This window comes from Streptomyces cavernicola (genome assembly GCF_029968035.1).
Classification (GTDB): Bacteria; Actinomycetota; Actinomycetes; order Streptomycetales; family Streptomycetaceae; genus Streptomyces; species Streptomyces cavernicola.
In genome coordinates this window covers 1-21,491 of the sequence record NZ_JASCIQ010000007.1, presented here as the reverse complement: position 1 = coordinate 21,491, position 21,491 = coordinate 1, and the positions used below count along the sequence as shown (strand labels likewise).

The following is a 21,491-nucleotide window of genomic DNA, read 5'->3' as shown; positions in this document are numbered from 1 at the left end:
GCCCCTGAAAGGCCAGGTCTTGCGGGGCCTGCCTCAGCCTCGGGTCCAACCCGGGCTGAATCCAGGCCGAGCCCGCAAAATCCAGCCTCTCCGGCGTTTGAGGAGCGGGGGTCCGGGGGCTGGCCCCCGGGGCTGTCCGGTAGGGCTTTCGGGAAGGGGTGGGGAGGGGGAAGCCGGAAAGCCTCAGGCCCGCTTGCTACGCCCGTGACAGGGACAGTGCGAAGCGGCCCGCTTCGTCCGTCCACCAGTGGGTGGGGGTGAGGCCCGCTGCCTGGAGTTCGGTGCGGACGCCGCCCTCGCGGAACTTCGCCGAGATCTCCGTGCGCAACTCCTCACCCGCCGCGAAGTCCACCGCGAGCTCCAGTTCCGGGATCTTCACGGACAGGTCCGCCCGCGCCCGCAGCCGCATCTCGATCCACTCCCGCTCGCGGTCCCAGCGGGCCACGTGGTCGAACGCGGCCGGGTCGAAGTCGGCGCCCAGTTCGCGGTTGATGACGTTCAGGACGTTCTTGTTGAACCGTGCCGTCACCCCCGCCGCGTCGTCGTACGCCGCCACCAGCGTCCCCTCGTCCTTGACCAGGTCCGTGCCGAGCAGCAGCGTGTCGCCCGGCGAGAGCAGGGCCCGTACCGACGACAGGAACGCGGCGCGCTCCGCGGGGAGCAGGTTGCCGAGCGTGCCGCCGAGGAATGCCACCAGGCGCGGCCCCGGCGTGGCGGGCAGCGTGAGCGGGGCCGTGAAGTCGGCGATCAGGGCGTGCACGTCGAGGGCGGGGTGCTCCGCACGCAGTGACTCGCCCGCCTGCCGCAGCGCGCTCTCGCTGACGTCGACCGGCACGTACATCTTCAACTCGCCCAGCTCGTCCAGGAGATGGCGGGTCTTGTCGGACGAGCCGGAGCCCAGCTCGATGAGGGTGCGCGCCCCGGTCGCGGCGGCGATCTCGTCGGCGCGGGTCAGGAGGATCTCCCGCTCGGCGCGGGTCGGGTAGTACTCGGGCAGGGTGGTGATCTCGTCGAACAGCTCGCTGCCGCGCGCGTCGTAGAACCACTTCGGCGGCAGCGTCTTCGGCGAGGCGGTCAGGCCGGTACGGACGTCGGTGCGCAGGGCGGCGCCGGTGGCGTCCTCGGGCAGGGTGCGGGTGAACTGCAACGTGCTCACGCCATCGGCTCCTTCGGCTCGGGGTTCCGCGGGTCGGGGTTCCGCGGTTCGGGGTCCTTCGGGTCCGGGTCCTTCAGCGGGGTCAGCAGCACGTCCGTGCGGATCGCGGTCAGCAGTGTCCGGTCGGGCACTTCGTGCCACTCGGGGGAGTCGTCGTACGGCTCGGAGGCGACGGCCGTGCGGCCGGCGGCCGGGTCGTGCAGGTACCAGAGGCTGTCGCCCCAGGCCGTCGCCGCGATCACCGTGCCGTCCGTGACGAGCAGGTTGAGGCGGGAATGCGGCGCGGCGGCCGCGACCTCGGCGACCGTGTCGGCGAGCGCCTGCGGCAGCTCGTCCCCGGACCGCAGCCGGTGCAGCAGCAGCGCCCAGACGAGCGCCGAGTCGCAGCGTGCCTCCAGGGACAGCAACTCGGCCGGCGGCAGTGAACGGGCGGCATCGGCAAGGGAGTCGGGCCAGCCGGCCACCATGCCGTTGTGGCTGAACAGCCACGGGCCGTACGCGAACGGGGCCGCCGCGGCCTCCCCGTCCGCGTCCGCGCGCGTGGCGTCCCGTACCGCCGCGAGCAGCGCGCCGCTGCGCACCACCCGCGCCAGGTCGGCGAAGGACAGGTCGCCCCAGACCGGCCCCGCGCGCCGGTAGCGGGCCGGCACCGGGTCGCCGTCCGCGTACCAACCCACCCCGAAACCATCGGCGTTGACCGTCCCGTGCCGCTGCCGGCGCGGCGCCCAGGACTGCGCGTACAGGCTGTGCGGCGGGCGGACGAGGAGCTCGCCGAGGGGTTCCGGTGGGCCCAGGTAGGCGAGGTGGCGGCACATCAGCGCACCACCGCCCCGCCCGCGGCCCCCGCGGCCCCCGCGGCCCCCGCAGCCTCGTCCACGCTCGCGTCCCGCGCCGTGCGGAAGCCGGAGAAGATCTGCCGCCGCACCGGATAGTCCCAGTTGCGGAACGTGCCCCGGCAGGCCACCCGGTCCACGGCGAACGAGCCGCCGCGCAGCACCTTGTGGTCGCCGCCGAAGAACACCTCCGAGTACTCGCGGTACGGGAACGCCGCGAACCCCGGGTACGGCAGGAAGTCGCTCGCCGTCCACTCCCACACGTCACCGATCAACTGCCGTACGCCCAGGGGTGATTGGCCCGCCTCGTACGCCCCCGCCGGGGCCGGGCGCAGGTGGCGTTGGCCGAGGTTGGCGAGGTCCGGGGTCGGGTCGGCGTCGCCCCACGGGTAGCGCCGGGAGCGGTCGGCGGCCGGGTCGTGCCGGGCGGCCTTCTCCCACTCGGCCTCGGTCGGCAGGCGGCGGCCCGCCCAGCGGGCGTACGCGTCCGCCTCGTACCAACTCACGTGCAGCACCGGCTCGTTCAGCGGCACCGGCTCCGTGACGCCGAAGCGGCGGCGCAGCCACTGCCCGCCGTCCCGGCGCCAGAACAGCGGCGCCGCGAGGCCGTGCTCGCGTACGTACGCCCAGCCCGCCGGGTCCCACCAACGCGGCTCGTCGTAGCCGCCGTCGGCCAGGAACTCCAGATACGCGCCGCAGGTCACCGGGGCCGTGTCGATCCAGTACGCCGCCACCTCGCGGCGGTGCGCCGGGCGCTCGTTGTCCAGGGCCCACGGCTCCGTCGACGTGCCCATGGTGAACGGGCCGCCGGGTACGAGGACTTCACGCACCGTCAGGGGTCGTGCGACCGGGGGCGGTTCGGGCGCGGTGAGCGCCGCCGGGCCCTTGCGGAGCTGGTGGGTGATCAGCATCGTCTCGTCGTGCTGCTGCTCGTGCTGGGCGATCATGCCGAACGCGAACGCCGCGTCCACCAGGGTCGAGCCGCGCAGCGCGCTGGTGTCCAGGACGTCCAGGGCGCGGCCGCGCACCTCCGCCGCGTACCGGTGCGCCTCGTCCGGCGGAAGCAGCGGAAGCGAGGGGCGCTCCGCGCGCGGGTGCTCGAACGCGTCGTACACCGAGTCGATCTCGGGCCGCATCGGCTCGCGCCCCGCGACGGCGCGCAGCAGCCACTGCTCCTCCTGGTTGCCGATGTGCGCGAGGTCCCAGACGAGCGGGGACATCAACGGCGAGTGCTGGGCGGTGAGTTCGGCCTCGTCCACGCAGGTGGTGAGCAGCCGGGTGCGGTCCCTCGCCGTGGTCAGGGCGGCCCGCGCGGCGGTGCGGAGGGCTTCCTCGTCGGGCGGGTCCAGGGGGGTGCTCAAGGTGTCCTCCCGTGCACTTCGTCGAGCAGGTCGTCGGCGGGGCAGCGGCCCCGCGCGACATGGCGTTCCGCGAACGCGCCGACGGCGTCCACCACCTCCGTGGACGCGCCGCGCCGCGGCAGCGCCTCCAGGGCGGCGGCGAAGCAGTCCGCGGCGGCCTCGCGCAGCTCCGGGTCGGCCAGGCCGTGCCGCGCCGCGTCCAGCCACAGCGGGTTGCACGGCGCCGGGGCGGTCTCGCCGTCCTCGCCGAGCGCCCGCTCGGCCAGGGGCTTCACGGTGCGGTACGCGCGCTCCGCGGCCTGCGCGTCCTCGAACAGGGCCTCGGTGACGGCGAGCGGCACGAGCCAGCCGTCCGGCCCTGGCTGCGCGTCGATCATCCGCAGCTCCAGGTGGCCGCGCGGCCGGACCGGCGGGAACAGCGTCGTCAGGTGGTAGTCGAGGTCCGCGCGGGTCGGCGGCCGGGGCAGCGCGCCGCCGCGCAGCCAGTCCCGGAAGCTGACCCGCTCCGGCACCAGCCACGGCCCCTCGGGGGTGCGCACGCACATCACCGGGGCGTCCAGGGCGTGCCGGGCCCAGGCGGTGCGGGGCTCGGCGGTCTCCGCGGGGGCGGCGCTGCGGCCCGGTTCGATGGCCGCCCACACCGCCTGCCGGGTGGACCGCCAACCGGTCGAACGGCCCCTGCCCAACGGGGAGTTGGCGAACGCGGCGACCAGGACCGCGCCGAGCAGATGGGCCAGTCGCCAGCGCCGCCCGTGCCCGAGCGGGCCCGGCTCCTCGTACCCGGCGTCGAGGCAGATCTGCACCGAGGCCGTGGAGCACATCATGGCGCGCCCGGCGGGCCCGAAGCGGTCGAAGTAGCGCTCCATGGCGACGTACCGCGCGTCGTCGAGGAGGCGGCGCGGCGGGTGCCAGGGGTCCTGGCCGAGCCCGGAGAGGCCGAGCCCGAGGTCGCCGAGGGCGGTGCGGGCGAGGCGGAGGTCGGCCGAGACGGAGGCGACGCACTCCGTCAGGGAGGCGGCGGGCAGCGAGCTCAGCTCCAGCTGGCCGCCGGGTTCGACCGTCAGGGCCGAACCGAGGGGCAGGGCGCGCAGTGCGGCGGCGGCCGCCGCGCGCCGTTCGGGGGTCACGGGGAGTCGGGGGGCGCGCACCTCGTGGACGAGCCATTCGAGTTCCACGCCCACGGTCCTGGGCGGTCCGGTCTTGAAGCAGATGCCGTGGACGAGCGCCTCCACCTCGTCCTCGGTCACCAGCGTCTCGTGCTCCGTACAGTCGGCCTCACTCATGGCCGGTTCCTCCTGTTCGAAGGCCGTTGCGGCGACCTCCGCGAGTGTGCGCGCACACGGTGCGCGCACACCGCCCCGGAAGACGCATCCGTCCACCCAAGACCCTCGCGACGGTCCGCACAAGAGCGCCCCGACGACGGCCGGTCGCCGTTGGGCGGCCGTTGGCGGCGCCGTCGCCCACCGTTCACGGGGCGCGGCGACCGCCGCTGTCACGGGGCGGTTCCGCCCGGCGTTCCCCGGGGCGGGGGCGCCGGTGCGGGCACACGGTCAGGAGCGCTTGTAGTAGTAGCCGTCGCTGTGTGCGGGGCCCACGTTGTGCTGGATCCCGCTGCCGTTCACGGTGAAGTACGACGGGTCCTTCGTCTTGTAGCAGTAGGGGACGCCGGTGGTGGTGAGCGTCGCCGTACCGATGTCGATGCGGGTGTTCTGGTTGGACTTGGACGTCACATGGGCCGTGTACGAGCAGCTGGAGCCGTTCACATCGACGACCATGCGCACCGAGCCGCCCGCGGAGATCGTGACCGTCTCGGGCTGACTGTTGACGTTGGCGGACTCGGCGTACCTCCAAGTGTCGACGAAGAAGTCAGGCACCGCACCTCCGCCGCTCGCGTCGCCGTCGGAGGAGCCGGAGCCGTCGGAGCCGCCGCCGTCCGCCGACCCGGAGTCACTACCGGTGGACGTTCCGGAGCCGGTGCCGTCGGCCCCGGTGCCCGCCGCGTCGCCGTCGGACCCGGCGGAGTCCGTGCCGGACGGGCCCCCGGAGCCGGCCTCGCCCTGGTCGTCGCCGGCGCCGCCCGCCTCCTTGCCGCCGTCCTTGTCCTTGTCCTTGCCGTCCTTCTTCTTGTCGTCCTTGCCGTCACCGGAGGGTGAACTGCTCGGCTTGGAAAGGGAGTTGGGGCCTGACGAGGCGGCCGGGCCGCCCTGCGGGGGCGCGTCGTCGCCGCCGGGGCCGCCGAAGTCCTGGAGGAAGGCGAACGTGCCGCCGCCGAGGGCGAGCACCGCGACCACCGGCAGGGCGAGCAGCCAGGGGCTGCGCCGCCGCACACGCTTCGGCTCGGCCAGAGCCGCTCCTGCCACTCCTGCCGCCTCTGCCGCCCCTTCCGCTCCTGCCGCCTCTTCCGAACCGGCGGCTCCGGCCGCTCCGGCCGGTGCCGCGGGCTTCGGCCTGGGCCCGCCGAGGTGGGCCGTCGCCCGGTCCGGGTCCGGGTCCGGGTCCGGGGCCTGGTCCCGTTCCCGTTCCGCGGGCGGTGCGGACTCCTCGCGTACGGGCGTGGTGGCCTCCGCGTCCAGGAGCCGGGCGGACTGCTGCGCGAGGTGCGTGACGACCGCGCCGGGCAGCCGCGTACCCGACGGCACCGCCGCGAGCCGCTCCTCGTCCGCCAACAGCTCGGCCACGTCGGGCCGTTCGGCCACGTCCTTCGTCAGGCAGCGGGCGACCAGGGCGCGCAGCCGCTCGTCGTCCAGCCTGCCGAGGTCCGGCTCGCCCTCGACGATGCGGTACATCACGGCGTGCTGGTTGCTGGCCCCGTGGCCGAAGGGCAGCACGCCCGTGGCCGCGTACATCAGCAGGCAGCCGAGCGCGAACACGTCGCACTTCGGGCCCGAGCTCTCCCCGAGGATCTGCTCCGGGGCCATGAAGCCGGGCGAGCCGATGACCATGCCGGTGCTGGTCAGCATCGACTCGACGTCGGTCTGGACGGCCCGTGCGATGCCGAAGTCGATGACGCGCGGCCCGTCCACGGTCAGCATCACGTTGGACGGCTTCAGGTCGCGGTGCACGATCCCGGCGCCGTGGATGTCCGCGAGCGCGCGCAGCATGCCGTCGCCGAGCGCGTGCACCGCCTCCGTGGGCAGCGGGCCGTGGCCGCGTACGACCTGTTCCAGGGAGAGCCCCGGCACGTATCCGGTGGCGACCCAGGGGAGTTCGGCGTCCGGGTCGGCGTCGAGGACGGGCGCGGTGTACCGGGCGCCGACCTTGCGGGCCGCGCCGATCTCGCGCCGGAACCGCGCCCTGAACTGGTCGTCCGTGACGTGCTCCTCGTGCACGACCTTCACCGCGACCGTGCGGCCGCTCTCCGAACGGGCCAGGTACACCCGCCCCATGCCGCCCGCGCCGAGCCGGCCGAGCAGCAGATAGGGCCCGAAGTGGGTCGGGTCCGCCGCGGTGAGCGGTTTGACGCCGCCCGCGCCCTCGGTGTGCGCGTCGCCCCCGCCGGTCGCACTGGTCATCGCGGTCTGTTCCCCCTGATCGTCCGGCCTGGCGCCGTGGCCCGCCCGGCTGCGTCTGTCGGCGTGTGCGCCACACCGATGGTCACGACGCCTGCGAGGGCGGCCCGGTTCTTCCCAACTCGCCACTCACGGACGGTGGTTCGGAGCTGAGCGGTACTCACCTTACGACGTACGGCGGCGCGCGGCGATCACCGGGCCGCGAGCGCGCACCGCCGTCCGCCCGCCGCGCTCACCGCCAGCCGTACCGCTCCCGCAGCCGCTTCACGACGAGGTCGAAGCGCATCCGGTCGAGGGCGCAGGCCTCGCGGCGCATGCCCTGCTCGTGCACCCGCAGCACCCGGTCCAGGTCCACCCAGGAGTCGCGGCCCGACTTGTCCCAGGGGCCGCTGCCCAGCGGCACCCACTCGCGGTCGCCCGCGTGCCGGCGGCTGGACAGCTGCACGCCGAGCACGGTGCCGGCCGTCTCGCGGGCCACGATCAGGACGGGCCGGTCCTTGCCGCGGCCGTCGTTCTCCTCGTACGGCACGAAGGTCCAGATGATCTCGCCCGGGTCGGGGTCGCCGTCGTGGGCGGGCGCGTACTCCGTGCGGACCGCGCGCACCTCGTGCGGCGCGGCCTCCACGGTGGCCCAAGGGCCGCTGCGGCCGGGGGAGTCGGGGGAGTCGGGGGTACGGCGGTCTTCGCTGAAGGTCGTCACGCAGGGCAGGTTAGGCGGTCGCCTCGGGAGGGGTCCCGGCGGTCAGGAATGCCGTCAGGAACACCGGTCACGAAGTAGGTCAGGAATGGAGAAGCACCGGCCGCGCCGCGCCCCTAATGTGACGGGCAGGAGCAGCCGGGGCGTGCACACCGCCCCGCGGACGGACGGAGAGACGACCACCATGGCGAAGACCGAGCCGCACGCGGCCGACAGCCACGATCTGATCCGGGTGCACGGCGCGCGCGAGAACAACCTGAAGGACGTCAGCATCGAGATCCCGAAGCGCCGCCTCACGGTGTTCACGGGCGTCTCCGGCTCCGGCAAGAGCTCCCTGGTCTTCGACACGGTCGCCGCCGAGTCGCAGCGGCTGATCAACGAGACGTACAGCAGCTTCGTGCAGGGCTTCATGCCGGCGCTCGCGCGCCCCGAGGTGGACGTCCTCGACGGGCTCACCACCGCGATCATCGTCGACCAGCAGCGCATGGGCTCCGACCCGCGCTCCACCGTCGGCACCGCCACCGACGCCAACGCGATGCTCCGCATCCTCTTCAGCCGCCTCGCGAAGCCGCACGTCGGCCCGCCCGGCGCGTACTCCTTCAACACCGCCTCCGTCTCCGCCAGCGGCGGCTTCCGCGTGGAGAAGGGGGCGGGCAAGACGAAGACGGAGAAGGTCACCTTCAGCCGCACCGGCGGCATGTGCGTCCGCTGCGAGGGCCGCGGCTCGGTCTCCGACATCGACCTCAGTGAGCTGTACGACGACTCCAAGTCGCTCTCCGAGGGCGCCTTCACCATCCCCGGCTGGAAGTCCGACAGCCAGTGGACCGTGCAGGTCTACGCCCAGTCCGGCTTCGTCGACCCGGACAAGCCGATCCGCGAGTACACCAAGAAGGAACTCCAGGCCTTCTTGTACGGGGAGCCGGTCAAAGTCAAGGTCAACGGCGTCAACCTCACGTACGAGGGTCTGATCCCGAAGATCCAGAAGTCGTTCCTGGCCAAGGACAAGGAGTCGATGCAGCCGCACATCCGGGCCTTCGTAGAGCGTGCGGTCACCTTCACCACCTGCCCCGACTGCGACGGCACCCGGCTCAGCGAGGCCGTCCGCGCGTCGAAGTTCAAGCGGAAGAGCATCGCCGACGCCTGCGCGATGGAGATCCGCGACCTCGCCGAGTGGGTGCGCGGCATCGCGGAGCCCTCGGTCGCGCCGCTGCTCGACGCGCTGCAGCAGACCCTCGACTCGTTCGTGGAGATCGGCCTCGGCTATCTCGCCCTCGACCGGCCCTCCGGCACCCTCTCCGGCGGCGAGGCGCAGCGCGTCAAGATGATCCGCCACCTCGGCTCCTCCCTCACCGACGTCACGTACGTCTTCGACGAGCCCACCACCGGGCTGCACCCGCACGACATCGCGCGCATGAACGACCTGCTCCTGCGCCTGCGGGACAAGGGCAACACCGTGCTGGTCGTGGAGCACAAGCCGCAGACCATCGCCATCGCCGACCACGTCGTCGACCTCGGCCCCGGCGCCGGTACGGAGGGCGGCACGGTCTGCTTCGAGGGCACCGTCGACGGGCTGCGCGCGAGCGGCACCGTCACCGGACGGCACCTGGACGACCGGGCCGCGCTCAAGGACACGGTGCGCAAGGCGGACGGCGCCCTGGAGATCCGCAAGGCCACGGCGCACAACCTGCGCAAGGTCGACGTGGACGTGCCGCTCGGCGTGCTCTGCGTCGTCACCGGGGTCGCCGGGTCCGGCAAGAGCTCCCTGATCCACGGCTCGGTGCCGGCCTCGGCGGACGTGGTGTCCGTCGACCAGACGCCGATCCGCGGTTCGCGGCGCAGCAACCCGGCCACGTACACGGGTCTCCTGGAGCCCATCCGCAAGGCCTTCGCCAAGGCCAACGGCGTGAAGCCGGCCCTGTTCAGCGCCAACTCCGAGGGCGCGTGCCCCACGTGTAACGGCGCGGGCGTGATCTACACCGACCTGGCGATGATGGCGGGGGTCTCGACGCCCTGCGAGGAGTGCGAGGGCAAGCGGTTCCAGGCCCCGGTCCTGGAGTACCGCTTCGGCGGCCGGGACATCAGCGAGGTCCTCGCGATGTCGGTGGCGCAGGCCGAGGAGTTCTTCGCCGCGGGCGAGGCCCGCATCCCGGCCGCGCACAAGATCCTGGAGCGGCTCGCCGACGTCGGCCTCGGCTATCTCACCCTCGGCCAGCCGCTCACCACGCTCTCCGGCGGCGAGCGGCAGCGCCTCAAGCTGGCCACGCACATGGCGGACAAGGGCGGCGTGTACGTCCTGGACGAGCCGACGACCGGTCTCCACCTGGCCGACGTGGAGCAGTTGCTCGGGCTCCTCGACCGTCTGGTGGACGCGGGCAAGTCGGTGATCGTCATCGAGCACCACCCGGCGGTGATGGCCCACGCCGACTGGATCATCGACCTCGGCCCCGGCGCGGGCCACGACGGCGGCAAGGTCGTCTTCGAGGGCACGCCCGCGGAGCTGGTCGCGGACGGGTCGACGCTCACGGGGCAGGCGCTGGGGGAGTACGTGGGGAGCTGAGCGGAGCTGAGTGGAGCTCTCAACGGAGGGCGGGCTGTGGGGAGTTGACCGGGTTCCGGTTGTCGCTCTGCGGCCCGCCCTCGGTCGTTGTGTCCCTTCTGCGAAGAACGCGAGCAGCCCGCCCTTGCATTAGTCGGCGTCTGCAAGTATTGTCTCTGCGTGTAAGGCGCGTTTGCAGGTAAATGCGAACGCGGGCCATCCCCCCGCAAAGGTACTCACATGTCGCTCAAGGAAATCCTCCCCGGCAAGCTCGGCTTCGGCACCGCCCCGCTCGGCAACATGTTCCGCGCGATCCCCGACGACGAGGCCCGTGCCACCGTCGAAGCCGCCTGGGACCAGCGCATCCGCCTCTACGACACCGCCCCCTTCTACGGTGCGGGACTCGCCGAGGAGCGCCTCGGCGAGGTCCTCTCCACCAGGCCCCGCGACTCGTACGTCCTGTCCACCAAGGTCGGCCGCGTCATCCTCGACGAGCACGAGACCGAGACCCCCGACTTCGGTGAGAAGGGCGGCCTGTTCGAGCACGGCAACCCGAACAAGATCCTCCACGAGTGGACGGCCGAGGCCACCGAGCGCTCCATCGAGGGATCCCTCAAGCGCCTCGGCACCGACCGCCTCGACATCGTCTGGGTCCACGACATCGCGCAGGACTTCCACGGCGACGCCTGGGTCCAGAAGTTCGAGGAGGCCCGCACCGGTGCGTTCCGGGTCCTGTCCCGGCTGCGCGACGAGGGCGTCATCAAGGCCTGGGGCCTCGGCGTCAACAAGACCGAGCCCATCGAGATGACCCTCGCCCTCGACGAGCCGCAGCCCGACGGCTTCCTCCTCGCCGGCCGCTACACCCTCCTCGACCACGAGCACGCCCTGCAGCGACTGCTGCCGATGGCGCAGCAGCAGAACGTGGACATGGTCGTGGGCGGCCCGTACAGCTCCGGCGTCCTCGCCGGCGGCGCCCACTTCGAGTACCAGGAAGCCCCGGCCGAGATCATCGAGAAGGTCACCCGCCTGAAGGGGCTCGCCGCCGAGCACGGCATCTCCATCAAGGCCGCCGCCCTGCAGTTCTCCCTCGCCCACCCGGCGGCCGCCGCCGTCATCCCCGGTGCGACCCGGCCCAGCCGCATCGCCGAGGACACCGCGGCCCTGAACGAGAAGATCCCCGCCGCCTTCTGGACCGGCCTGCGCGCCGCCGGCCTCGTCAGCCCGGCCGCCCCGCTCCCGAACAACGCCTGAGCACCCGCACCCTCCTTTCTCCGCACCCCCACGCCTGAACCTGGAGCAAGACCCATGGCATCCACCTCCGTCAGCCGCGTCGTACCCGCACCCCCGCAGCAGGTCTGGGACCTCATCGGCGGCTTCGACGCCCTCCCCGACTGGCTCCCGTACATCCCCGAGAGCACCGCTCTCGAAGGCGGCCGGGTCCGTCGCCTCGCCAACCCGGACGGCGAAGTGATCGTCGAGCGTCTCGTCGGCTTCGACGAGGCCGAGCGGCACTACAGCTACGCCATCCTCGAAGCCCCGTTCCCCGTCAACGGGTACGTCTCCACGCTCCGCGTCCACACCCTCCCCGGCCGGGACGACGTCGCCGAGGTCCAGTGGTCGGGCCGCTTCAACCCCGACGGCGTCAGCGACGAGGAAGCGGAAGACCTCTTCGCCGGGATCTACCGCGACGGCCTCGAGGCCCTCCACCAGAAGCTGTCCGCCTGACCCCACAGGCACAAGCCCGCACCGGGCACCCGGGCGTACGAGGCCCGACTGCCGTACCACGCAAGCCCGGACACGCACCAGCGTGCCCGGGGCTGCGGCATACCCGGACGCCTTCGCGTCGGGTGTTCGTCGTGCCCCTGCCGGCGATCCGCTCCTGGCCGACGTCACAGCCGCGCTCACCGCACCGACCCCGGTCCCGCGCCACCCTGGCGGGCCTGGTCGCGCTCGCCGTCGGCGCGGAACTCACGATGTGGCCGCCGCCACCGGCCTCCGTGCTGCTGCTCGCGCTGATCCTGGTCACGCTCGTCAGCGGGCTGAAGCGGGTGCACCGCAGGGTGCTGATCGCTATGGCGGACGGGGTCTGAAGGGCCCTGCCTTCTAGGCTCGGCCCCGTGACCGAATGGACAGCGAAGATCGTCGCCAGACTCCACGAGATGCAGGACATCCACGCCGTGTGGGCATTCGCCGAGCACGTCCATGCGTACGGGGACGTGGCCCTGACCGCAGACTTCGGCATCGCGCTCACCGAGGCGTTCCGCCCCGGCGGGCGTCAACCCTGGCCGTACCGCTGCGTCTTCGACCACGTACTGCGGCTCGTCGCCGCCACCCCCGGCCGCGCGGGCGTCGTCCAGGCTCTGCGGCTCGTCCGCGCGCCGGAGGTCGCGGGCCGGGCCCTTGATCGCAGCACCGCAGCGCTCCTCGCGTTCCAGCAGCCGCCCGAGCATCTCGCGGCCGCCTTCACCGGACACGCCTCGGAGGAGCTGCGAGCCTGCCTCGTCCACGAACTGGTGCTCAGGGACGTGCAGTTGAGCCGCATCCCGGCCGCCGAGGCCTGGGCGACGTCCCGGCACTGGCGCTACCACCCGCTGGGCCGACTGCCGTTGACCCGCTCGGACCTGGAGACCGACGGCGACCGACCACCCGCCGGCGGGGACGCCCGCACCCGCGCGCGCACCCGTACCCCGCAAGTCCCGCACGCCTCGGAGACGACGACCGAAGCCGTGGCCCGGTCCATCGGCACGGCCGCACGGAACTGGACCGAGGGCTCCAACGGCCGTGTCGAAGCACGGGAGTTCCTCCTCGACCAGCCCCTGGCCGAGGACGCGATACCGGGCGCACTCCGCTCCCTGGGCCTCCACTGCCTGGCGGGCGACGGGAGGAAGGGCCGCCCCGCGCTCTCCGTCACGCCGGTGCACCCGGCGTACGCCTGGCGCGCGCTGTTCGGCGCGGCCTGCTCCGGCGGGGCGTACAACTCCGGTGTGCAGGGCGCCTACGGCCGGCTGGAAGCGTGGCAGTCCCTGGGCGCGCTCGCCGGGGCCGAGGAAGGGGCCGAGTTCGCGGACCTGGAGGGATGCGTCCGGGCCTGCGCCTGGTACGGCTTCGAGTCGGACGCGCCCTGGTTCGAGCAGGTGGCCTGGGACTTCGGGCTCGCCGCGGTCACCGACGACCGCCACCGCCTCGCGGTCCTCGCGGCGACGGACACGGACTGAGCGGACCCGCCCGTCATGCCCCGTACGCGGTGGGCCACCGCTCGAACCACCGCTGGTCGTCCTCCAGTTGGGCGGCGAGGGAGATCAGCAGCGGCTCGCTGTTGGCCGGGCCCAGGAGTTGGGCGCCCAGCGGGAGGCCGTCGGCGGTGAAGCCCGCAGGCACGTTGACGCCGGGCCAGCCGAGGACGTTCCACGGCCAGGCGTACGGGCACGCCGCGATCATCGCCCGGTCCGTGGCCAGGCCGTCAAGGCCCGCGAGGGCGCCCACGCGGGGCGGGGGAGCGGCCGTGGTCGGCGCGAGCACCACGTCGTAGCGGCGGAACACCGCGCCGACCCGCCGGTGCAGGCCCGCCTCCGCGCGCCGGGCCCAGCGCAGCGGCGCACCGCCGAGCGTGCGGCTGAGCGCGCGGCCGAGCCGGGCCGACTCCCGGGTGCGCGGGTCGAGCAGCGCCGGGTCCGGCACGCGCTCGACCCACTCGGCGATCCCGGCCGTCGCGCGCGGCACGAAGGTCAGGCCGATGGGGCCGTACGCCGGGTCCGCCTCCTCGACCTCGTGGCCGAGGGCGGCGAGCCGGTCGGCGAGCCCGTGCACCGCGGCCCGCACCTCGCCGCTGAGCTGCTTCGGGGTGGCCGTGAACGGCATCCTGGTCGACAGGGCGATGCGGAGCCGGCCGGGCTCGCGGCCGACCGCGTCGCTCAGGCGCAGGGCGGGCGGCCGGTGCAGATCGCCGGGGTGGTTGCCGCTCGCGCAGTCGAGGAGCAGGGCCGCGTCCGCGACGGTCCGGGCGAGCGGCCCGTTGACGGTGATGCCCTGGAAGGCCTCCGGGTCGGGCCAGGTCGAGATCCGGCCGCGCTGCGGTTTGACGCCGACCAGATGCGTCCAGGCCGCGGGGATGCGCACCGAGCCCGCGCCGTCCGAGCCGAGCGCCGCAGGCACAAGCCCCGCCGCGACGGCGGCCGCCGAACCGCCGGACGAACCGCCGGGCGTGTGGCGGGTGTTCCACGGGTTGCGGGTGTCGCCGAACGCGGGCCCCTCGGCGTGCGGCCACTGCCCCAGCTCGCTGCTGTTGGTCTTGCCGACGACGACGGCGCCCGCCGCGCGCAGCCGCCGTACCGCCTCCGCGTCCGCCGTCCGCACCGGGAAGTCGCCGGCGCAGCCGAACGCGGTCGGCGTGCCGGCCACGTCCATGTCGTCCTTGACGGCGACCGGCACGCCGAGCAGCGGCAGGCGCTCGCCCGCGGCGAGCCGGGCGTCGGCGTCCTCGGCCTCGGCGAGCGCGGCCTCGGGGCGAAGGAGCCGGAAGGCGTTGAGGCTCGGCTGCGCGGCCTCGATCCGGGCGAGCGCGCGCTCGACGAGCTCCCGCGACGACACGTCGCCGTCGGCGAGCGCCCGCGCGCTGCGTACGAGACCTGCGGGGCGGTCGGGGGTCATGGGGGTGCCTCTCGACGGGACTCGGTTCGACGGGACTCGGTCATGCCTGGCGGTTACTCGTTCGTACGCACGAACGTTAGCGGCGAGCGGCCGAAATGGGTACGAGGGGATGGGAGTTGGCGCAGGTGGCAGCCGGGTAACCGGGGGTACGGGTACCGGCCCGCGCCCTCCTGGCGAGCGTCTGCGAGGATGCGGGGCTCATGGCGCACATACCGGAGCAGCAGTCAGTACGGCGGGACGCGGACAGCGCGTCCGATCTCGCGCGCGCCGGGGCGCGGCAGTCCCCCGCGCCGGTGCCGACCAGCGCGGACGTGGCCCGCCTCGCCGGCGTCTCCCGCGCCACCGTCTCGTACGTCCTGAACAACGCGACCTCCGTACGGATCAGCGAGCCGACCCGGCGCCGCGTCCGGGAGGCGGCCGACGAGCTGGGGTACGTGCCGCACGCCGCCGCCCGCAGCCTGCGCGCCGGGCACAGCCGGATGGTCCTGATGCCCGCGCCGTCCATGCCCGTGGGCGCCCTCTACCGCCACTTCTTCAACGAGCTCCAGTGGGCGCTTCGCCGGCTCGACTACACCGTGGTGCAGTTCGGCAGCCTCGGGACGAGCGGTGACGAAGCGGCCCGCGCCTGGGCCGAGTTGCGGCCCGTCGCCGTCCTCGCGCCCGGCGACGGCACGCTCACCCCGCGCGGCGTGCAGGTGCTCAAGCGCTCCGGTGCGAAGGCCGTCGTGACGCTCGGGCCGCAGCGCGTCGAGGGGGCGCACGCGCTGCTCATGGACCAGCGCACCGTCGGCCGGTGCGCGGCCGCGCACCTCCTCGACCGGGGGCGCGGCGGCATCGGCGTGGTCGTGCCGCGCGAGCCGGGCTTCGAGACGTTCTCCGTGCCCCGCCTCGCGGGCGTGCGCGCCGCCGCCGAGCCGGCCGGGGCCCGCGTGGTCCCCCTGGAGCTCGGCTACAACGAGCAGTCGGCGGCCCAACTCGCCGCGCGCTGGCGGGAGTCGGGGCTCGACGCGGTCTTCGCGTACAACGACGAGTACGCGATGCTGCTGCTCCGCGCGCTGCAGGACGCAGGCGTCGACGTGCCGGGCGAGACGGCCGTCATGGGCGCCGACGACCTGCTGCTCGGCCGGCTCCTGCGGCCCCGCCTGAGCACCGTCCGGATGGAACTCCCCTCCGGGCAGCGGCTTGCGGAGCTCGTGGACCGGGCGGTGCGCGACCCGTCCGGCGACCCGGAGGTCCATCGGCTGCTCGGTGCGGAGGCGGTGCCGAGGGACTCCACCTGAGGCCTGCTTCTCCTGCCTCAACTCTCCTTGTACATAAGGGAGTTGAGGTTTCAAAGACGGTCCTCCCGCACGGCTCCCGGCACGTGCCGCATGGCTAGGATGTTGCACGCTTAACCAAATTCGTGGAACGGAGAACCGGCATGCCGCTACTCGACCCGAAGACCTGGCAGCCGCACCCGCTGCTCGGCGGTGCGCACACCGTCAGGGAACCGGCGACGGGCGAGGAACTCGGGACGCTCGACCTCGCCGACGGCGACGACGTCGCCGCGGCCGCCGAAGCCGCGCAGGCCGCACAGCGCGCCTGGGCCGCCACCCCGCACTTCGCGCGCGCGGCCGTACTGCGCCGGGCCGGCGACCTGTTCACCGCGCACGCCGACGAACTGCGCGAATGGCTGGTCCGCGAGTCCGGCTCCGTCCCCGGCAAGGCCGACTTCGAACTGCACGTCGCCGCCCAGGAGTGCTACGAGGCCGCCGCGCTCGCCTCCCGGCCCGCGGGCCAGGTGCTGCCCAGCGAGGCCCCGCGCCTGTCGTACACGCGGCGCGTCCCGGTCGGCGTGACCGGCGTCATCGCCCCGTTCAACGCCCCGCTGATCCTCTCCATCCGCTCCGTCGCGCCCGCCCTCGCCCTCGGCAACGCCGCACTCCTGAAGCCCGACCCGCGCACCGCGGTCTGCGGCGGCCTCGCGCTCGGCGCGGTCTTCGCCGAGGCCGGCCTGCCCGAGGGCCTCCTCCAGGTGCTGCCCGGCGGCGCCGCGACCGGACAGGCCCTCGTCGCGGACCCGCGCGTCCCGGTCATCTCCTTCACCGGCTCCACCGCCGCCGGCCGCGCCGTCGGAGAGGCCGCAGGACGCCAACTCAAGCGCGCCCACCTGGAGTTGGGCGGCAACTCCGCCCTCCTCGTCCTGGAAGACGCCGACCTCGACGCGGCCGTCTCCACCGCCGCCTGGGGCTCCTTCTTCCACCAGGGCCAGATCTGCATGACGACCGGCCGCCACCTGGTGCACGCCTCCCTCTACGACGAGTACGTGGACCGCCTCGCCGCCAAGGCCGACTCGCTCGCCGTCGGCGACCCGCACCGCGACCCGGTGCACCTCGGCCCGCTCATCGACCACGGCCAACTCGCCAAGGTGCACGGCCTGGTGGAGGCCTCCACGGCGAGTGGCGCCCGGCTCGCCGCCGGCGGCAGCCACGTCGGCCTCTGCTACCGGCCGACGGTCCTCGCCGACGTCGACGACGACACCCCCGCGTACCGCGAGGAGGTCTTCGGTCCCGTCGCGCCCGTCCGCGCCTTCCGCACCGAGGACGAGGCCGCCGCCCTCGCCGCCGCGAGCCCGTACGGACTCTCGCTCGGCATCCTCACCCGCGACGTCGCGCGCGGCCTGGCCCTCGCCGACCGCGTCCCCACCGGCATCGCGCACATCAACGACCAGACGGTCAACGACGAGGCCGTCGCCCCCTTCGGCGGCATCGCGGCCTCCGGTACCGGCGCGCGCTTCGGCGGCGAGGCCAACCTGGAGGCGTTCACCGAGCTGCGCTGGACGACGGTGCGCGGGGACACGGCCACGTACCCGTTCTGAGGACACGGCCCAGAACAGGTCACGTACGCACGAAGGCTCCGTACGCACGAAGGCCGGGCCCGGAATGCGATCCGGGCCCGGCCTACGAGAAGGGGGCGCTTCAGGCCTCGGGCTGCTGCTGGCCCTCGCCCTGCGCCTGCTGCGCCTGCTCCTGGGCGATCTGCTTGCGCACCTCGTCCATGTCGACGTTCCTGGCCTGGCCGATCACGTCCTCCAGGGCGTCCTCCGGCAGCGCGCCCGGCTGCGCGAAGATCGCGACCTTGTCGCGGATGATCGCAAGCGTCGGGATCGACTGGATGCCGAAGGCCTGCGCGAGCTCCGGCTGCGCCTCGGTGTCGACCTTGCCGAAGACGAGGTCGGGGTGGCGCTCCGACGCACCCTCGTAGACCGGGCCGAACTGGCGGCAAGGGCCGCACCAGGACGCCCAGAAGTCGATGAGGACGAAATCGTTCCCGGTGACGATCTCGTCGAAGTTCTCCTTGGTGAGTTCCTGGGTGCTCAAGTTGACCTACCTCTTCGCGGTCGGGGGTGCGTGGTACTGCCCCGCACAACGGTGCGGGTCAGCTCCCTATTCCGGTGCCTGTGCGCACCCGGAACGCGGGACACCGATGCCCCTGCCCCTGTGGCCCGCGCGCACACATGCGGGAAGACTGGCGCCTATGGGACAGCCACACGCAACAGCAGCCACCGAGTACGACGTCGTCGTCCTGGGCGCGGGCCCGGTCGGCGAGAACGTCGCCGAGCGCACCCGCGCGGCGGGCCTCAGCACCGCGGTCGTGGAGAGCGAGCTCGTCGGCGGCGAATGCTCCTATTGGGCGTGCATGCCGAGCAAGGCACTGCTGCGCCCCGTCATCGCGCGCGCGGACTCCCGCCGCGTGCCCGGCCTGCGCCAGGCGGTGCAGGGCCCGCTCGACGCCGCGGCGGTCCTCGCCCACCGCGACGCGTACACGAGCCACTGGAAGGACGACGGCCAGGCGGGCTGGCTCGACTCGGTCGGCGCGCGCCTCTACCGCGGCGAGGGACGCCTCGACGGGCCCAAGCAGGTCAAGGTGACCTCGCCCGAGGGCGAGCACCACACCCTGAAGGCACGGCACGCGGTCGTCGTCAGCACCGGCAGCCGCGCCGTCCTGCCCGACCTGCCGGGCCTGCCGGGCGCCCGCGCCTGGACCAGCCGGGAGGCGACGAGCGCGCACGCGGTGCCGGGCCGGCTCGCGGTGGTCGGCGGCGGCGTCGTCGGCACCGAGATGGCCACGGCCTGGCAGGGCCTCGGCGCCCAGGTCACGATGCTCGTACGCGGCGAGGGCCTGCTGCCCCGGATGGAGCCGTTCGCGGGCGAGCTGGTCGCGGACTCGCTGCGCGAGGCGGGCGCGGAGGTCCGCACCGGCGTCTCCGTGACCTCCGTCGCCCGCGATGGCGACATCGTCACACTCACCCTCGACGACGGCTCGAAGGTCGAGGCCGACGAGGTCCTCTTCGCCACCGGCCGCGCCCCGCGCACCGACGGCATCGGCCTCGAATCGGTGGGCCTCCCGGACGGCTCGTGGCTGAGCGTCGACGACAGCTGCCGGGTGGAGGGCAGCACCTGGCTGTACGGGGTCGGCGACGTCAACCACCGCGCGCTCCTGACCCACCAGGGCAAGTACCAGGCCCGTATCGCGGGGGCCGCGATCGTCGCGCGAGCGTCCGGCACGCCGATCCTGGAGACCGACCGCTGGGGCGCCCACGCGGCCACCGCCGACCACGCCGCCGTGCCGCAGGTCGTCTTCACGGACCCGGAGGTCGCCGCCGTCGGCCTCTCCGCCGCGGAGGCCGAGGCCATGGGCCACCGGGTCCGCGCCGTCGACCAGGACATGGCCTCGGCAGCGGGGGCCGGCCTCTACGCCGACGGCTACACGGGCCGCGCCCGCCTGGTCGTCGACCTGGACCGGGAGATCCTGCTCGGCGCGACGTTCGTGGGGCCGAGCGCGGGCGAGATGCTCCAGGCGGCGACGATCGCGATCGCCGGCGAGGTCCCCCTGGAACGCCTCTGGCACGCGGTGCCGGCCTACCCGACGATCAGCGAGGTGTGGCTGCGGCTCCTTGAGGCCTACCGGGGCTAGGCCCGGTAGGCGACGGCGACGGCGACGGCGACGGCGGCCGGTCGGGACTCGGGCTCGGATTCGGATACGGATACGAGTACGGGTACGACCGGCCGCCGTGTTCTCCTCGGCCGCAAGTACCCCTGTCGGAGAGGGAGTCGGACCCGTAGGCCGCAGATTGCAGGAGTGCGGGACTGCGGCGCGACAGGGTGGCGGCGGGGCGGTGCGCCCCGACCGCAGCGGGCACAGGTTGTCGGGTGCGGCACGGTGGGGCGTCCCTAGCGTGGGGGTCAGTGAGGGAAGGACGGCCAGGAGTGCTGGAGCGGCTCAACCAGGCGATGGACCACATCGAGGGCCGCATCGGGGGCCACCCCGAGGAGTCCGTCGACGCGGCCGAGCTGGCCCGTATCGCGATGACGTCGGAGTACCACTTCCGGCGGATGTTCTCCGCGCTCGCGGGCATGCCGCTCTCCGAGTACGTCCGCCGCAGGCGGCTGACGCTCGCGGGGGCCGAAGTGCTCGCGGGGGAGCGGACGTTGCTCGATGTCGCGGTGCGGTACGGCTACAGCTCGGGCGAGGCGTTCGCGCGTGCCTTCCGCGCCGTGCACGGGGTCGGCCCCGGCGAGGCGCGGCGGACGGGCGCGGCCCTGCACTCCCAGCCCCGGATGTCCTTCCGGCTGATCGTCGAAGGGAGCAGCAGCATGCGGTACCGGGTAGTGGAGAAGGACGCGTTCAGGCTCGTCGGCAGGGGGGCCCGGGTCCCGTTGGTCTACGAGGGGATGAACCCGGCGATCGTGGAGTTCGTCAAGAGCATCGGCAAGGAGACGCTGGCGCGCTGGGAGGAGTACGCGGACGGGGAGCCCGGCGGTGTCGTGGCCGCCGTGAGCAACCACTCCGCCGACGACGCCGAGGGCACCGAACTCGACTACTTCCACGGCCTCGTGAGCGAGGTGGAGGTGCCGGGCGCTTCGGAGAGCCTCGACGTCGGGGCGGGGGCCTGGGCGGTGTTCGAGTCGTCGGGCGTGTTCCCGCAGGCGGTGCAGTACCTGTGGCGGGACGTGTACACGCAGTGGTTCCCGTCGAACCCGTACCGCAGCCGGCCGGGCCCTTCGCTGTCCCGCACTCGGCTGTCCGAGGACGGCACGCATGCGGACGCGGAACTGTGGATCCCGGTGGAGCGGGACGGGGACTGAGGGTACTGAGGGGACTTTACGGAGGCGTACGGCGGGCGGGCCGCCGCCGGAACCGTCAACCGACCTGTGTGGAGGGTGGGTTGGAGAGGCGGGTGCGCAAGGTTTACGTGGGACTGGGAGTGCCAGGTCTCGCCGGGCCCCGGCGGGGCCGCCCTGACTGACGGGAGCGCCGGGGATCACCCGGCGCTTTCCCGCGTACAGCGAACCTAGGAGCGGCCGCTCGCCCGCACCATGGACAGATGCAAGAGGCCCGAGCAGCCGGTTTCATACATCTGCTCAAACCCGGTGAGGCGCCGGTGACGTGCCGGGGGTGCCCCGGCGAACCGACGGTTTTCAATTCCCCGTTCATGGCTTACGGTCTGGCCTTGGCCCACCCGGCCACCCGGTGCACCTCGCCCGCACCGCCACGCCAGCACTTCCGTCCGCGTACGGCATTCCCGTGACGGGATGCCCGATCGGTGCCGGGTCGGCAGCCGGATGCGCGGACCAGCGTGCTGCCCCAACCCCCTCTCGCGGAGCCCGACTTCCCGCTGAAGCACGCCCCGAACTCCTTCGAACTCCGAGGAACCCATGAGCGAGCAACCGACGACCACCAAGGTGGCCGCACCGTCCCTTGCGAAGCAG

The 21,491-nt window shown here is 73.5% G+C and carries 17 protein-coding genes; 9 read left to right on the top strand and 8 right to left on the bottom strand.

Annotated elements, in window-relative coordinates:
* Window positions 1-196: 196 nt before the first annotated feature.
* The 6 genes from egtD to QIS96_RS08570 all read right to left on the bottom strand — a co-directional run bounded on the left by egtD (window position 197) and on the right by QIS96_RS08570 (window position 7,568).
* Window positions 197-1,156: an L-histidine N(alpha)-methyltransferase gene (gene egtD, locus QIS96_RS08595; RefSeq protein WP_282541835.1), complete on the bottom strand. Its 960-nt coding sequence runs from the start codon at window positions 1,154-1,156 to the stop codon at window positions 197-199.
* The gene (gene egtC, locus QIS96_RS08590) at window positions 1,153-1,971 is read right to left on the bottom strand and encodes an ergothioneine biosynthesis protein EgtC (RefSeq protein ID WP_282541834.1); all 819 of its coding nucleotides are present in this window, start codon (window positions 1,969-1,971) and stop codon (window positions 1,153-1,155) included. Before egtC ends, egtD begins: the two co-directional genes overlap by 4 nt.
* Window positions 1,971-3,350, bottom strand: a complete 1,380-nt coding sequence (gene egtB / locus QIS96_RS08585) for an ergothioneine biosynthesis protein EgtB (RefSeq protein ID WP_282541833.1) — start codon at window positions 3,348-3,350, stop codon at window positions 1,971-1,973. The genes egtC and egtB overlap by 1 nt, the downstream gene beginning before the upstream one ends.
* Window positions 3,347-4,633 (bottom strand): ergothioneine biosynthesis glutamate--cysteine ligase EgtA, encoded by a 1,287-nt coding sequence (egtA, locus tag QIS96_RS08580; RefSeq protein WP_282541832.1) that lies wholly within the window; start codon window positions 4,631-4,633, stop codon window positions 3,347-3,349. The genes egtB and egtA overlap by 4 nt, the downstream gene beginning before the upstream one ends.
* Before the next feature lie 267 nt (window positions 4,634-4,900).
* Window positions 4,901-6,862, bottom strand: a complete 1,962-nt coding sequence (locus tag QIS96_RS08575; RefSeq protein WP_282541831.1) for a serine/threonine-protein kinase — start codon at window positions 6,860-6,862, stop codon at window positions 4,901-4,903.
* Window positions 6,863-7,091: 229 nt separating this feature from the next.
* Window positions 7,092-7,568 carry a type II toxin-antitoxin system PemK/MazF family toxin gene (locus tag QIS96_RS08570; RefSeq protein ID WP_408907148.1) on the bottom strand — a complete coding sequence of 159 codons (477 nt, stop codon included), beginning with the start codon at window positions 7,566-7,568 and terminating at the stop codon, window positions 7,092-7,094.
* Between the two features lie 172 nt (window positions 7,569-7,740).
* Between QIS96_RS08570 and QIS96_RS08565 the strand changes: the two genes are divergently transcribed.
* The 5 genes from QIS96_RS08565 (at window position 7,741) to QIS96_RS08545 (ending at window position 13,307) form a co-directional block, all read left to right on the top strand.
* Complete coding sequence (locus tag QIS96_RS08565) at window positions 7,741-10,113, top strand: excinuclease ABC subunit UvrA (RefSeq protein WP_282541995.1); 2,373 nt, start codon at window positions 7,741-7,743, stop codon at window positions 10,111-10,113.
* 219 nt (window positions 10,114-10,332) lie between these two features.
* Window positions 10,333-11,343, top strand: coding sequence for an aldo/keto reductase (locus tag QIS96_RS08560; protein WP_282541829.1), 1,011 nt, complete (start codon window positions 10,333-10,335; stop codon window positions 11,341-11,343).
* A 54-nt stretch (window positions 11,344-11,397) separates the two neighbouring features.
* Window positions 11,398-11,817 (top strand): SRPBCC family protein, encoded by a 420-nt coding sequence (locus QIS96_RS08555; protein WP_282541828.1) that lies wholly within the window; start codon window positions 11,398-11,400, stop codon window positions 11,815-11,817.
* Between the two features lie 131 nt (window positions 11,818-11,948).
* Entirely contained in the window at window positions 11,949-12,182 is a 234-nt protein-coding gene (locus tag QIS96_RS08550; protein WP_282541827.1) for a hypothetical protein, read from the top strand.
* A gap of 27 nt (window positions 12,183-12,209) precedes the next feature.
* Entirely contained in the window at window positions 12,210-13,307 is a 1,098-nt protein-coding gene (locus QIS96_RS08545; protein ID WP_282541826.1) for a DUF6183 family protein, read from the top strand.
* A gap of 13 nt (window positions 13,308-13,320) precedes the next feature.
* Here QIS96_RS08545 and QIS96_RS08540 read toward each other — a convergent pair whose 3' ends face one another.
* Window positions 13,321-14,739 (bottom strand): amidase, encoded by a 1,419-nt coding sequence (locus QIS96_RS08540; protein ID WP_282541825.1) that lies wholly within the window; start codon window positions 14,737-14,739, stop codon window positions 13,321-13,323.
* 200 nt (window positions 14,740-14,939) lie between these two features.
* On the opposite strand from QIS96_RS08540, the gene QIS96_RS08535 reads away from it, so the two are divergent.
* Both QIS96_RS08535 and QIS96_RS08530 read left to right on the top strand, forming a co-directional pair.
* Window positions 14,940-16,019, top strand: a complete 1,080-nt coding sequence (locus QIS96_RS08535) for a LacI family DNA-binding transcriptional regulator (protein ID WP_282541824.1) — start codon at window positions 14,940-14,942, stop codon at window positions 16,017-16,019.
* Window positions 16,020-16,159: 140 nt separating this feature from the next.
* On the top strand, window positions 16,160-17,596 hold the full coding sequence (locus tag QIS96_RS08530) for an aldehyde dehydrogenase family protein (RefSeq protein ID WP_282541823.1): 1,437 nt from the start codon (window positions 16,160-16,162) through the stop codon (window positions 17,594-17,596).
* Window positions 17,597-17,696: 100 nt separating this feature from the next.
* Here the strand turns inward: QIS96_RS08530 and QIS96_RS08525 are convergent, their stop codons facing one another.
* Window positions 17,697-18,098: a thioredoxin family protein gene (locus QIS96_RS08525; protein WP_282541822.1), complete on the bottom strand. Its 402-nt coding sequence runs from the start codon at window positions 18,096-18,098 to the stop codon at window positions 17,697-17,699.
* A gap of 157 nt (window positions 18,099-18,255) precedes the next feature.
* Between QIS96_RS08525 and QIS96_RS08520 the strand changes: the two genes are divergently transcribed.
* Together QIS96_RS08520 and QIS96_RS08515 are read left to right on the top strand one after the other, a co-directional pair.
* Window positions 18,256-19,695, top strand: coding sequence for a dihydrolipoyl dehydrogenase family protein (locus QIS96_RS08520; RefSeq protein ID WP_282541821.1), 1,440 nt, complete (start codon window positions 18,256-18,258; stop codon window positions 19,693-19,695).
* 293 nt (window positions 19,696-19,988) lie between these two features.
* The gene (locus QIS96_RS08515; RefSeq protein WP_282541820.1) at window positions 19,989-20,867 is read left to right on the top strand and encodes an AraC family transcriptional regulator; all 879 of its coding nucleotides are present in this window, start codon (window positions 19,989-19,991) and stop codon (window positions 20,865-20,867) included.
* Window positions 20,868-21,491 lie beyond the last annotated feature (624 nt).

Excerpts from the sequence above, each read along its gene's own strand:
- egtC (WP_282541834.1), bottom strand. The coding sequence starts at position 1,971 with ATGTGCCGCCACCTCGCCTACCTGGGCCCACCGGAACCCCTCGGCGAG.
- egtA (WP_282541832.1), bottom strand. The coding sequence starts at position 4,633 with ATGAGTGAGGCCGACTGTACGGAGCACGAGACGCTGGTGACCGAGGAC.
- QIS96_RS08575 (WP_282541831.1), bottom strand. The coding sequence starts at position 6,862 with ATGACCAGTGCGACCGGCGGGGGCGACGCGCACACCGAGGGCGCGGGC.
- QIS96_RS08565 (WP_282541995.1), top strand. The coding sequence starts at position 7,741 with ATGGCGAAGACCGAGCCGCACGCGGCCGACAGCCACGATCTGATCCGG.
- QIS96_RS08560 (WP_282541829.1), top strand. The coding sequence starts at position 10,333 with ATGTCGCTCAAGGAAATCCTCCCCGGCAAGCTCGGCTTCGGCACCGCC.
- QIS96_RS08555 (WP_282541828.1), top strand. The coding sequence starts at position 11,398 with ATGGCATCCACCTCCGTCAGCCGCGTCGTACCCGCACCCCCGCAGCAG.
- QIS96_RS08540 (WP_282541825.1), bottom strand. The coding sequence starts at position 14,739 with ATGACCCCCGACCGCCCCGCAGGTCTCGTACGCAGCGCGCGGGCGCTC.
- QIS96_RS08535 (WP_282541824.1), top strand. The coding sequence starts at position 14,940 with ATGGCGCACATACCGGAGCAGCAGTCAGTACGGCGGGACGCGGACAGC.
- QIS96_RS08530 (WP_282541823.1), top strand. The coding sequence starts at position 16,160 with ATGCCGCTACTCGACCCGAAGACCTGGCAGCCGCACCCGCTGCTCGGC.
- QIS96_RS08520 (WP_282541821.1), top strand. The coding sequence starts at position 18,256 with ATGGGACAGCCACACGCAACAGCAGCCACCGAGTACGACGTCGTCGTC.